At 33.0% G+C, this 12161-nt stretch carries 13 protein-coding genes; 4 read left to right on the forward strand and 9 right to left on the reverse strand.

Features of this window, described 5'->3' with window-relative positions; translation table 11 throughout:
• Positions 1–195 precede the first annotated feature (195 nt).
• From L1276_RS03775 to L1276_RS03805, 7 genes are all read right to left on the reverse strand, one after another.
• Positions 196–1389, reverse strand: a complete 1194-nt coding sequence (locus tag L1276_RS03775) for a glutamate-5-semialdehyde dehydrogenase (RefSeq protein WP_253785601.1) — start codon at positions 1387–1389, stop codon at positions 196–198.
• 356 nt (positions 1390–1745) lie between these two features.
• Positions 1746–2183, reverse strand: a complete 438-nt coding sequence (locus L1276_RS03780; protein ID WP_253785603.1) for a hypothetical protein — start codon at positions 2181–2183, stop codon at positions 1746–1748.
• Complete coding sequence (locus L1276_RS03785) at positions 2183–3322, reverse strand: aspartate aminotransferase family protein (protein ID WP_253785605.1); 1140 nt, start codon at positions 3320–3322, stop codon at positions 2183–2185. The genes L1276_RS03780 and L1276_RS03785 overlap by 1 nt, the downstream gene beginning before the upstream one ends.
• An 85-nt stretch (positions 3323–3407) precedes the next feature.
• A complete protein-coding gene (gene argC / locus L1276_RS03790; RefSeq protein WP_253785607.1) occupies positions 3408–4385 on the reverse strand; it encodes an N-acetyl-gamma-glutamyl-phosphate reductase in 978 nt (325 codons plus the stop codon).
• Positions 4386–4427: 42 nt separating this feature from the next.
• Positions 4428–4838: a hypothetical protein gene (locus tag L1276_RS03795; RefSeq protein ID WP_253785609.1), complete on the reverse strand. Its 411-nt coding sequence runs from the start codon at positions 4836–4838 to the stop codon at positions 4428–4430.
• 31 nt (positions 4839–4869) lie between these two features.
• Entirely contained in the window at positions 4870–6063 is a 1194-nt protein-coding gene (locus tag L1276_RS03800; RefSeq protein WP_253785611.1) for an argininosuccinate synthase, read from the reverse strand.
• 55 nt (positions 6064–6118) lie between these two features.
• Positions 6119–6766, reverse strand: a complete 648-nt coding sequence (locus L1276_RS03805) for a GNAT family N-acetyltransferase (protein WP_253785613.1) — start codon at positions 6764–6766, stop codon at positions 6119–6121.
• A 201-nt stretch (positions 6767–6967) separates the two neighbouring features.
• Here L1276_RS03805 and L1276_RS03810 point away from each other — a divergent pair, with 201 nt between their 5' ends.
• Complete coding sequence (locus L1276_RS03810) at positions 6968–7135, forward strand: hypothetical protein (RefSeq protein WP_253785614.1); 168 nt, start codon at positions 6968–6970, stop codon at positions 7133–7135.
• 174 nt (positions 7136–7309) lie between these two features.
• On the opposite strand, the gene L1276_RS03815 is transcribed toward L1276_RS03810, so the two are convergent.
• The gene (locus L1276_RS03815) at positions 7310–9577 is read right to left on the reverse strand and encodes a M1 family metallopeptidase (RefSeq protein WP_253785615.1); all 2268 of its coding nucleotides are present in this window, start codon (positions 9575–9577) and stop codon (positions 7310–7312) included.
• 188 nt (positions 9578–9765) lie between these two features.
• Between L1276_RS03815 and L1276_RS03820 the strand changes: the two genes are divergently transcribed.
• The 3 genes from L1276_RS03820 (at position 9766) to L1276_RS03830 (ending at position 11842) form a co-directional block, all read left to right on the forward strand.
• Positions 9766–10620, forward strand: coding sequence for an aldose 1-epimerase family protein (locus L1276_RS03820; RefSeq protein ID WP_253785617.1), 855 nt, complete (start codon positions 9766–9768; stop codon positions 10618–10620).
• On the forward strand, positions 10620–11168 hold the full coding sequence (locus L1276_RS03825; RefSeq protein ID WP_253785619.1) for a GNAT family N-acetyltransferase: 549 nt from the start codon (positions 10620–10622) through the stop codon (positions 11166–11168). Before L1276_RS03820 ends, L1276_RS03825 begins: the two co-directional genes overlap by 1 nt.
• 119 nt (positions 11169–11287) lie before the next feature.
• A complete protein-coding gene (locus tag L1276_RS03830) occupies positions 11288–11842 on the forward strand; it encodes a DUF3575 domain-containing protein (protein WP_253785621.1) in 555 nt (184 codons plus the stop codon).
• 2 nt (positions 11843–11844) lie between these two features.
• Here the strand turns inward: L1276_RS03830 and L1276_RS03835 are convergent, their stop codons facing one another.
• Positions 11845–12069: a VF530 family DNA-binding protein gene (locus L1276_RS03835; RefSeq protein ID WP_253785623.1), complete on the reverse strand. Its 225-nt coding sequence runs from the start codon at positions 12067–12069 to the stop codon at positions 11845–11847.
• Positions 12070–12161: the final 92 nt, after the last annotated feature.

Here is a 12161-nt window from a genome sequence, read left to right on the forward strand (position 1 = left end):
CTTTTGTTTTTGCCACGAAGGCGCTAAGGCACTAAGTTATTTTAACGCAAAGGGCGCAAGGTTTTTTTATATTTTTTGTGTTTACAAACGCTAAGTTCGCAAAGCTTTGTCTATAGTTAAATTCCAAATTCCAAAAATCAGAATTCAACAATTACAATCTAAATTTCTAATTATCTAATTGACTAATTATCTCAATTACCTAATTTGTCCTTCTCCGTATACGTACCATTTATTGGTTACAAGGTGTTGCAAACCAATTGGTCCTCTCTGATGCAATTTATCTGTACTTATCGCTAATTCTCCGCCTAAACCAAATTGTCCGCCGTCTGTAAACCGGGTTGAGGCATTTTGATAAACTGCAGCGGTATCCACGGCATCCATAAACTCTTGTGCCGCTTTATCATCTTTTGTAATAATTACTGCAGAATGCCCTCCGCAATATTTATTAATTTTTTCGATGGCATTTTCCTCAGAATCAATAGTTCCGATTACAATTTTATAATCTAAAAATTCTTCATACCAAATATCTTCGTTCTGAAGTGTTTTAGTATTCTCGAAATTTACCAGAGATTTATCTACAATAACTTCTACTTTTGATTCTACTAAAGCTTCAATCAACATTGCTGTAAAACCTTCAAAATTGGGCAGTTTAGAATCTATTAAAACCTTGTCAACGGCATTACAAGCAGATATTTTGGCTGTTTTGGCGTTTAAAATTACTTTTAAGGCTAAATCTGTATCAGCATCTTTATGAACGTAAACAAAATTATTTCCTCGTCCGCTTACGATTACCGGGCAGGTTGCGTGTGCTTTTACAAACTCAATTAGTTTTTCTCCGCCTCTTGGAACTATTAAATCAACTTTTTGAGTTGGTTTTTCTAAAAATGCCTGAGTTTCTGTTCTGTTGTAATTCAAATATTCAACCCAATCTTTCGAAACTCCGTTTTCTTCTAAAGCTTTGTGCCAAAGACTTACGATCTTTAAATTTGACTTTAGAGATTCTTTTCCTCCTTTTAATAAAATCTTATTTCCGGATTTAAAAGCAATTCCTCCCGCTTCGATTGTAACGTCTGGCCGAGATTCATAAATTATTAAAATCGTTCCGAAAGCAGCGGTTTTATTTATGACTTTTATTCCATTATTATGTGTAAAATGAAAACGCTCAACGCCAACGGGATCTTCCTGTGAAGCCAATTGGTTTAAGGACAAAATCATTTCGTCAACTTTTTTATCATCTACTTTGAGGCGTTCTTCCATCGCTAAATCGGAACCGTCGTAATCGGTAAGATCTTCTTGATTCGTTAAGATTATCTGACTCCGTTCCTGCTCAACCAGCTTTGCCATAGTCCGCAAAACCAAGTTTCGTTTTTCAATTGATAATGGATTCATAATTTAGTTGGTTGTTTTTGGTTGTCTTTTAAAATCTAAATTGTGATACTAGGTATAGATCAGCCAGTAGAACTCCGTAATACAGAAAAATATTAACTACAATCCATACACTTCGTTTTATATTACTTTCTGAAAAAAAATAAATTCTTGAAATCTGCTTTATTAATACTACAACAGAAGACAATACCACCACAAAATATATAAAAAAAAGAACTTGATTTATCAATTCTGTATATTTGAAAATAACAAACATACTCTGAACTTTTGCAATTAAAACAGTCCATAATATTACAAACAAATAGGCTGCTGATTGATATTTGAGAAATGAATCTGAAATTAAAAAGTTATTCTTCATCTTATTTAATTTTAAATCCAATAACTGATTGCTGCATTTCATTTTCTTTCAACTCAAACTTAAATATCAAAGAATCATAGCATTTACAACCAATTTCTTCTCCAATTAAAGGTACATACTTCTTGATTTTTTCTCTAGCAAAAGAATCATTTTTGACTTCATAGAATTGAATTTCAAAATTTTCTAAAGAATCCAGCTTTTCATTTTGGCAATCTCGCAAATACCATAAGTTTGGTGTATTATTATAAGTATCAATTTCTATATCTTCAGATTTATTGATCTCATTTTTCAAGTCTTCCAGAACTTTTTCAAGTCTTTCTGAACGAACATATTCAGGTGCTCTTCTCATTCCCCATGCAAATGGATTCAGAAAAAGTAACATTGGAAATAAAACACCAATTATTAAAAGAACACCTAAAATTTTTCTCCCTGGTTTCATTAATTTTTAAGTTCTTCTAAACTTTCTTTTAAAGCAACAATAAACGTATCAATATCAGCTTTTTTCACTGTCAACGGCGGTAAAATTCTTAGAAGATTTTTGTTGTTTGCACTTCCTGTAAAAATATGTTTTTCGATGATTAGTTTTTTTCTTAAAGCAGCAACATCAAAATCAAATTCTACTCCAAGCATCAAGCCTTTTCCTTTTACTTGTTTGATGCTGTCAACTTCTTTAATTTTCTCTAAGAAATATTCATAAACTTCATTTACATTTTTTTGTAAATCTAGTTTTTCGATTACATCTAAAACTGCAATCCCTGCTGCACATGATAAATGGCTTCCACCGAAAGTTGTGCCTAATAATCCGAAACTTGCTTCAAATTTTGGAGATATTAAAATGGCTCCAACCGGAAATCCGTTCCCCATTCCTTTTGCAACTGAAATAATATCAGCGCTGATTCCGTGATGCTGGAACGCAAAGAATTTTCCGCTTCTTCCGTATCCAGATTGTACTTCATCCAAAATCAAAACTACATCGTGTTTTTTACACGCTTTTTCTAAAGCCTGAAAAAATTCTGTTGTTCCTTGATCTAAACCTCCAACTCCTTGAATTCCTTCGATAATTACTGCTGTAACATCACCTTTCGCTAATTCAGCTTCAACTAATTCGATTTGGTTTAAAGGTAAAAAAGTAACAATTTGCTGTGCGTTTAATGGCGCAACAATTTTTTTATTATCTGTAACAGCAACTGCTGCAGAAGTTCTTCCGTGGAAAGAATTATCAAAAGCAACAACTCTTGATTTTCCATTATGAAAAGAAGCTAATTTCAAAGCATTTTCATTAGCTTCAGCACCAGAACTGCATAAAAACAATTCGTAATCTTCTAAACCGGAAAGTTTTCCTAATTTCTGAGCCAATTCAACCTGCAAAGGATTCTGAATCGCATTCGAATAAAATCCTAAATGGTCTAATTGATTCTTCAATTTTGCTACATAATCAGGCTGTGTGTGTCCGATAGAAATCACACCATGTCCGCTGTATAAATCTAAATATTCTACTCCTTTGTCGTCAATAATGGTACAATCAATTGCTTTTACTGGAGTTATGTCGTATAATGGGTAAACGTTGAATAAGTTCATTTTTTAAAAAGTTAAATGTTATTTGTAAAACGTTAGAAGTTTAAGTAAAGACGTTTAACATCTAACTTCTAACATTTTACTATTATTAAAATCCGCTTGGTTTCAAATGTAAACCTGTGGTTTCTTCTAATCCGAACATTAAATTCATGTTTTGAATTGCTTGTCCTGAAGCACCTTTGGTTAAATTATCTATAATTGATGTTATGAGAACCCGGTTTCCTTTTTTCAATAAACTAATGATACATTTATTCGTTTGCACCACTTGTTTCATGTTGATGTTTGTTGTGGTAATGGTTACAAAAGGCTCATCTTTATAGAAATCTTCGTATTTCGCAACTAATTGTTCCAAACTATCGTCACATAATGTATAAAGCGTGGCAAAAATTCCTCTTGGAAAATCTCCTCTGTTCGGAATAAAAAGAAATTCGCTGTCAAAATCATCCTGCAACTGAACTAAACTTTCTCCGATTTCTCCCAAATGCTGGTGTTCAAAAGCTTTATAATGCGACATATTGTTGTTTCTCCAGCTGAAATGAGAAGTTTCTGAAAGACTTACTCCTGCTCCTGTACTTCCAGTTGTGGCATTAATATGAACATCATTATTAAGCAGATTATGTTTAGCTAAAGGCAGCAAAGCCAACTGAATAGCCGTAGCAAAGCAACCTGGATTTGCGATATAATTTGCTTTTTTGATTTCAGTTTTATTGATTTCAGGCAATCCGTAAATGAAATCTTTTCCTTCGAAATGTGCATCTTTATTCAGTCTGAAATCATTTCCTAAATCAATGATTTTGGTATGACTCGCAAACTGATTTTCTTTCAAAAATGAAATCGATTTTCCGTGCCCTAAACACAAGAAAACTACATTCACATTTGGATTGATTTCAGCTGTGAAATTCATTTCAATATCACCCATCAAATCATGGTGCGCCACAGAAAGCGGTTTTCCGGCATTTGTAGTACTGTAAACAAAATCGATGTTTACTTTTGGATGATACATTAAAATTCTGATGAGTTCTCCAGCTGTGTAGCCTGAACCACCAATTATTCCGACATTAATCATAATTTTATTTTTTTTTAAGATTATGTAAAAAATCTTTGATTTTTATAAATCTGCAAGAACGAATTCAGCGGATAAAAATTTTATTGATTTAATAGTTCCTAATGTTGGATTTAATGCAGTTTCAACATCATAACTAGCAGTATAAAAAGAATTTGCTCCAATTTTATCATAAGGATCGTCGTTGGGTACTCTTCTGATAGGAGTTAAAATAAGTCCATCAGCGTTATATGTTATCTTATAATTTCCTTTTACAGCAACATTATTAGGATTAGTAAACTTTATCTCATAGCGTAGCCTAGATGTATTGTTACCAGTATCAGGTGTATATTCAAATAGTAAGACTTCATACGTAATTGCCTTTAAAGTTTCTTTTTCCTGCTTCGCATCATTATCACTTGAGCATGCAAAAAACATTAAGAGAAATGGGAGTAAAAAAAATATCTTTGTTTTCAAATTAGTTTTATTTGTGAATAATTCATTACAATTAATCATGATCTAATTGATTTACAGATGAAAATATGTTTTGTGCATTTCCAAGAATCTTGATAAATCCTTTTGCATCGTCAGATGTCCATGCATTGTTCATTTCTCCGTATTGACCAAAACCTGTGTTCATCAAATCGTTTTTAGATTCGATTCCGTCAAGTGAGAAATGGTATGGTTTTAATGAAACTGTTACCGTTCCGTTTACTGTTTTTTGTGTGTCTTGCAAGAAAGTTTCAATGTTACGCATCACTGGATCTAAGAATTGGCCTTCGTGAAATAACATTCCGTACCAGTTTCCTAATTGTTCTTTCCAGTATTGCTGCCATTTTCCAAGAGTATGTTTCTCTAATAAATGGTGCGCTTTGATAATAATTAACGGCGCCGCAGCTTCAAAACCAACTCTTCCTTTAATTCCTATAATAGTATCTCCAACGTGAATATCTCTTCCAATTGCATAAGCATTTGCCAGTTTTTCAAGAGCTACAATATTGTTTGAAGGTTTATCCTTTTTACCGTTAATTCCAACTAATTCACCCTGTTCAAAATGAAGTGTTACTTTTTCTTCTCCTTCTTTTTGCAATTGCGAAGGATAAGCTTCACTTGGCAAAGGCTGTCCTGAAGTTAAAGTTTCTTTTCCTCCAACACTTGTTCCCCAAAGTCCTTTATTTATAGAATATTGCGCTTTTTCCCAAGAATAATGAACTCCGTTTTGAGCCAAATAATCCACCTCTTCTTGTCTCGACAATTTTAAATCTCTAATTGGCGTAATGATTTCAATTTCAGGAGCGATGGTTTGGAAAATCAAGTCAAAACGAATTTGGTCATTTCCTGCACCTGTACTTCCGTGTGCGATGGCGCTTGCTCCAACTTTTTTAGCATATTTTATAGCTTCAATTGCCTGGAAAACACGCTCTGCACTTACTGATAATGGATAAGTATTGTTTTTTAATACGTTTCCGAAAATCAAATATTTTATAGCTTTATCATAATATTTGTCTACGATTGTAAGATTTGCGTGTTGTGCGCTTCCTAATTCGTAAGCTCTTTTTTCTATGGCTGATAATTCTTCTGCATCGAATCCTCCTGTATCTACCAATACAGTATGAACTTCGTATCCTTTTTCATTTTTTAAATATTTCAAACAATACGAGGTATCTAATCCTCCGCTATAAGCTAATACTACTTTTTTCATTTTTTATAATTTTGGCTAATACTTTCGTATTTAGCAGTTTGAGATTTCTTTTAAATTAAATTTTGAATAAAAAAACAAACGACAATAATTTGTTTAAAAATAAAGCCTGTTTAATTTTTTTAAGTCTGCTTAAAACAGCCTCATTAAAAGGGTGTCTTGGCGGTGTTTTTTGTTTTTCTTTTGGATCGTATAACATTCCTGTACAAAGGCACATTTTGTTTTCTTTACTTTGCAGAATCTGAAAATTAGTACAAGTTTTACAGCCTGCCCAAAAGCTCGGATCCGTTGTAAGTTCTGAGAATGGAACCGGTTTATAACCTAATTCTGAGTTAATTTTCATAACCGCCAAACCAGTTGTTATTCCAAATATTTTCGCATCTGGAAATCTCTTTAAAGAATAATCAAAAACTTTCGATTTTATCTTTTTGGCCAAACCTAAACTTCTATAGTCAGGATGAACGATTAACCCCGAATGTGCCACAAATTTTCCGTGCTGCCAGCTTTCGATATAACAAAAACCTGCAAATTTCCCGTCTGCCAGAGCAATCATTGCATCACCATTCGACATTTTTTTCTGAATGTACTCAGGAGTTCTTTTAGCAATCCCCGTACCTCTTAATAAGGCAGATGATTCTATCGTATCGCAGATTTCTTGTGCGAATTTGAAGTGTTCTTCCTGGGTAACAACAATAGAGATCTTCATTTCAATAATTGAAGTTAGAGTTAAAAATTAAAGCATATTGTTTAGTTTGAAATCCAGAATTGAATCCAATAAAATTAAGCAAAATAGAAGTAACATTCTCTAAATCAAAAACTTGATCAAGAAAATCTACAAAATAATAAATACTTTTAGGATATGTTTGTCCAATGGACAAATTATGTGATTTCAAAATGAAAAATGGATATGAATAAATATACGGCTATAAAACTCAGTGAATACTATAGAGATAGTATCCGTACTTCGGGAGAAGTAATCGGTGAGTTTGTCCGTGACAAAGAAGTTATATGTAAACTTATTTTATTCATCGGTGCAAAAGTACATCTTTTTTTTATTTACAAAACAAAAAATTAAAATTCTAACATTTTTTTAATGTAAAGTTATTTTTTTGAAGACACTAAGAGACTAAGTCACTAATATTCTGAGAGTTTTCTTTTTCTAACTGAAACTTAAAACTAAAAAAGTTTACACAAAAGAAAACCCGATGATAAATACCATCGGGTTTTAAATTATTTTAAAGTTTTATAATTAGTTCTTTGTAAACGGGATTACTTGTCCGTTGCCAATAACAATCATATCAAAACCTGTTTTTGCTTCATTATATTTGAATTTTAAACCAGCTCCTTTAGATTCAAATGTATCTTTTTCGTTTTCTACCGGCTTAACTGAAAATTTAGGAAAATCTGTAATTTCAACATAAAGTGTACTGTTTTTCTCTGAAACCTCAATTTTAAGAGGTGTTCTTGAAGTTGAAAACATTCCAATATACGGATCTAAAATTACATCTTTTTCTACTTTACCTTTTCCCGCTGTCCAAACATTATTTGACTCATTATTATCGGGAAACGCATGATCAGGATCTAATGTGATGCTTTCAATTTCTTCTGTCGAATTTTGTTTGAAAGACCAGTCTTTATTGCGCTGCCAAATTTCTACAGGCAGGTTTACTCTGCTTATTTTACCGCTTTTTGTTTTAATTTCTAAAACAATCGGCATTGGCATTTTATCAAAATTTTCGACAGTAATAATGGCTCCTTTTGCAGGATCATTTTTTATATATTTAATTGAATTGATTCCTTGATCAAAACGCCAGTTATTTACGAACCAGCTTCTCCAGAACCAGCTTAAATCTTCTCCTGCCACGTTTTCCATTGATCTAAAGAAATCATCCGGCTGCGGGTGTTTGTAAGCCCAACGTTCAATATAAGTTCTAAAAGCAATATCAAAACGTTCTTTTCCTAAAACCTGCTCTCTTAGAATCACTAAACCTGCGCTTGGTTTAAAGTAACACAACATTCCAATATTATTTTCCTTCATATTATCAGGAGAACTCATGATCGTTTCTAAATCAGGTCTTGTAAAGGGTTCTGCCTGTTCATGTAAATCTGTTGCCGGCTCTTTGTATTCTCCATTATTAAATGCAGCAGTACTTAATGAATTAATAAAGGTATTGAATCCTTCATCCATCCATCCAAACAATCTTTCATTCGATCCTACAATCATTGGAAACCAAATATGACCAAATTCATGATCTGTAACTCCCCATAAATCTTGTCCTTTAGATTTCCATCCGCAGAAAACAATTCCCGGATATTCCATTCCTCCTTCATTTCCTGCCACGTTTGTAGCTGCCGGATAAGGATATTCAAACCATTGTTTAGAATAATGTTCGATTGATGCTTTTACATATTCAGTAGAGCGTCCGTAAGCGCCCTGACCAGCACTTTCAACTGGATACGCCGATAGTGCTAAAGATTTTTTTCCGCTTGGAAGATTAATTTTTGCTCCGTCCAAGATGAAAGCCGAAGAGGATGCCCAAGAAAAATCACGTGCATTTTTAATTTTATAATGCCATGTTTTTTCTGTTCCTGCATTTGTATTTGCAGTTGAAGCTACTTCTTCTGCAGAACGAATTGTAACTGTTTTATCGCTGTCAGAAGCTTCTTTATATTTTTTTAACTGCTCAGCAGAAAATACTTCCTGACCATTCAATAATTCTCCAGAAGCTACCACATAATGATTTCCCGGTACAGTCAATTTTACATCAAAGTCACCATATTCCAAATAAAACTCAGAAGCTCCTAAATAAGGTGCAGTGTTCCATCCACGTACATCATCATACACGCACATACGCGGGTACCATTGCGCAATAGTAAAGATTTTTCCGTTTTTAGTGTCTAGAACTCCCATTCTGTCAGAACCTTCGAAAGGTGCAGTGAATGAAAACTCAATTCTAACTTTTACAGTCCCTCCTTTTCCTGCTAATTCTTCTGGAAGAAAAATCTGCATTCTGGTATCTGTAACAATATATTTTGCTTCAACTTCTGTTTTCTTTTTCCCAACAATTACCTTTACAGATTTAATTTTATTTCCCCCGTCAAAAACCTGGCCCTGAGCTCCGTTACGGCTTCCTGACAAAGGCACAACTGCGTTTCCTCTGGAATCTTCTTTGAATAAATTCTGATCTAAATTCAGCCACAAAAATCCTAATTTATCAGGACTGTTATTAGTATAGGTAATTTCATCTGTACCCACAATTTCATTTGTAGTACCGTTTAATTTTGCTGTAATTTGGTAATCGGCTCTGTTCTGCCAGTATTCAGCTCCCGGCTGACCGCTTGCTGTACGGGTAGATGTTCCATTTTTTGTATAAAAATGCGGACCAAAGGCATCATGATAATTATAATTATTTACTGGATTTGCTGTTGTTGCCGAGGGAGTTTGCTGTGCCCAGACAGAAGAAATCCCAAAAAATAAAGCCGCGGTTAAAATGGCTTTTGCTGATTGCTTTTTCATATTTTGTAGCTGTTTATGTAGCAAATTAATGAAAAAAAAAGCTATTCGCAGAGAAATAGTTAAGCTTAAATTTAATTTTAGCATAATTTTATTAAAAAAATAATTCAGGGTATTTTTCTTAAAAAATAAAATTTATCAAATATATTTACATCACAATTAAAACTAATTCTTTTTTCAATTACAACATTTTGAACACAACAATATCAAACTCAATACTTAAAGCTTCTATCAAAAATACAGGAGCTGAATTATTTTCTTTAAAAGATAACCAAGACAAAGAATACATTTGGGAAGGAAATCCGGATTTTTGGGGAAAGCACTCACCTATTCTGTTCCCTATTGTAGGTACATTAAAGAACAATACTTATACTATTGACCAAAAAGAATATCAATTGCCTAGACATGGTTTTGCAAGAGATATGGAATTTACATTGATTGAAAAAACAGGAAACAGTGCTGTTTTTTCATTAGAATCAAATACCGAAACTTTAAAAAAATATCCTTTCGAGTTTGAATTACAGCTTATTTATACACTGGAAAAGACTTCTTTAAATATAGAATATGTTGTAATTAATAAAGGTGAGACCAAAATGCCCTTTTCTATTGGAGCTCATCCTGCAATTGCTCTTCCTGAAAATTTTGAAAGCTATTCTTTTAAATTTGAAAAAGAAGAATCTTTAAAATACAATCTTTTAGAGAATGATCTGATTTCTAATAAAACCGAGACTTTAAAAACTACAGAAAATGCAGTTCCTTTAAATTATAAACTTTTTGAAAATGATGCCTTGGTTTTTAAAACATTAGAATCAAACTCACTTACCATACTTGAAAATAACAAACCATATATACAGGTTGATTTTGAAGATTTTCCGAGTTTAGGAATCTGGACCAAAGATCAGGCGCCTTTCATTTGTATTGAACCTTGGTTTGGTTATTCAGACACCGCAGATAATTCAGGCGATTTATTTGAAAAAGAAGGAATTTTGGTTTTAGAAGCTGACCAGTCTTTCCATTCTCAATTTAGTATTAAAATAGTATCATAATGTTAGAATTCAACTTTCATCCGTTTCCAATAATAGAAACAGAGCGGTTATTATTGCGAAGAATGACAAACGATGATGTCAATGAAGTATTCGAATTGCGTTCGAATCCAGAGACCATGAAATATATTCCGCGTCCGTTGGCGAAAAATAACGAAGATGCATTGGCACACATTGCAACAATTAACACAAATATTGACAATAATACTGGAATTAATTGGGCAATTACCTTAAAAGACAGTACTAAACTCTTGGGTATTATTGGTTATTACAGACTACAGCCCGAAAATTATCGTGCTGAAATTGGCTATATACTGTCACCTGATTTTCATGGAAAAGGAATTGTTCCGGAAGCTGTAAACGTATTAATAAAATACGGTTTTGAAAACTTAAAACTACATTCTATCGAAGCGGTAATCGATCCGGAAAACTACGCATCAGAGAAAGTTTTACAAAAATGCGGCTTTGTTAAAGAAGCTCATTTAAAAGAAGCTGATTTTTGGGAAGGAAAATTCCTTGATAAAGTAATTTACTCATTGTTAAATAATTAGATTTTTTATTGATTCTGACAGAAAATAATCCTGTTAAAAGTCCGTTAATCTTAAATACTAAAGGCTTAGTTAGATTATATTTGCGCCAAAATAAATTATCCTCTGCGATTTTAAATACCATGAAAAAAATACTCGCCCTTACCGTTCTTCTTTTATCAATTCAATTACAAAGTCAGACTTTTATTAAATTTAATGGAGTAACTGCTTTAGCAGGAATTCCTAATATTGGTGTAGAAACCAGCATTGGAGAAAAGGTTACATTCAGCGTTGACGTAATGGCTTCTTTTTGGGAATCTGTCGATGGACACAGCCCAATGAAGTTCTACACACTTACACCAGAAGTTCGTTATCATTTTAAAGAAAAATACAACGGCTTTTATGTTGGAGGTCATGCCGGTCCGGATATTTACAAACTCCAAAAATGGAATTACTGGAACAGTAATCACTACGAAGATGGTTTTGGTTACCGTTTAGGAGTTACCGTAGGATATAATATCAAGCTTAGCGATAAATTTTTATTGGATATTTTTGCCGGAGGCGGATGGCATCAGGGTTTTTACAAAGGTTATTATAACGACGGAACTCCGGGAAGATACGAAAAAGCACCTAACTGGAACAAAAGCGGCGAATGGCTTCCTTATCGCGGAGGGGTTATGATTTCTTACAAACTATAAAATCAACTCAATTTAGGAAGTGTTTTTACATATAGATCTTCTACTTTTTTTCGAGCCCAATCTGTTTTTCTTAAAAAGGTAAGGCTAGATTTAACACTAGGATTTGAGGTAAAACATTTTATGGGAATTAATTCTCCTAAAGTATCAAAACCATAATAATCAGCAAGGGTTTCAACAATTTTTTGAAGTGTAATTCCGTGAAGCGGGTCTTTATATTTACTTTCCATTTTAATTTACATATTAAATAATACTAAAAGACCGTACTCAAAAAAGTACGGTCTTTTTTTGCAAAATTAAGGAATTGACCTAAAACAATTCG

The sequence above is a fragment of the Flavobacterium sp. HSC-32F16 genome (assembly GCF_024171645.1).
In the GTDB taxonomy this organism is placed as follows: domain Bacteria; phylum Bacteroidota; class Bacteroidia; order Flavobacteriales; family Flavobacteriaceae; genus Flavobacterium.

Bases quoted from the DNA above. Each gene is read 5' to 3' on its own strand.
- L1276_RS03810 (WP_253785614.1), top strand. From the start codon at position 6,968: ATGAATAAATATACGGCTATAAAACTCAGTGAATACTATAGAGATAGT.
- L1276_RS03805 (WP_253785613.1), bottom strand. From the start codon at position 6,766: ATGAAGATCTCTATTGTTGTTACCCAGGAAGAACACTTCAAATTCGCA.
- L1276_RS03815 (WP_253785615.1), bottom strand. From the start codon at position 9,577: ATGAAAAAGCAATCAGCAAAAGCCATTTTAACCGCGGCTTTATTTTTT.
- L1276_RS03825 (WP_253785619.1), top strand. From the start codon at position 10,620: ATGTTAGAATTCAACTTTCATCCGTTTCCAATAATAGAAACAGAGCGG.
- L1276_RS03785 (WP_253785605.1), bottom strand. From the start codon at position 3,322: ATGAACTTATTCAACGTTTACCCATTATACGACATAACTCCAGTAAAA.
- argC (WP_253785607.1), bottom strand. From the start codon at position 4,385: ATGATTAATGTCGGAATAATTGGTGGTTCAGGCTACACAGCTGGAGAA.
- L1276_RS03835 (WP_253785623.1), bottom strand. From the start codon at position 12,069: ATGGAAAGTAAATATAAAGACCCGCTTCACGGAATTACACTTCAAAAA.
- L1276_RS03800 (WP_253785611.1), bottom strand. From the start codon at position 6,063: ATGAAAAAAGTAGTATTAGCTTATAGCGGAGGATTAGATACCTCGTAT.
- L1276_RS03775 (WP_253785601.1), bottom strand. From the start codon at position 1,389: ATGAATCCATTATCAATTGAAAAACGAAACTTGGTTTTGCGGACTATG.
- L1276_RS03830 (WP_253785621.1), top strand. From the start codon at position 11,288: ATGAAAAAAATACTCGCCCTTACCGTTCTTCTTTTATCAATTCAATTA.
- L1276_RS03780 (WP_253785603.1), bottom strand. From the start codon at position 2,183: ATGAAACCAGGGAGAAAAATTTTAGGTGTTCTTTTAATAATTGGTGTT.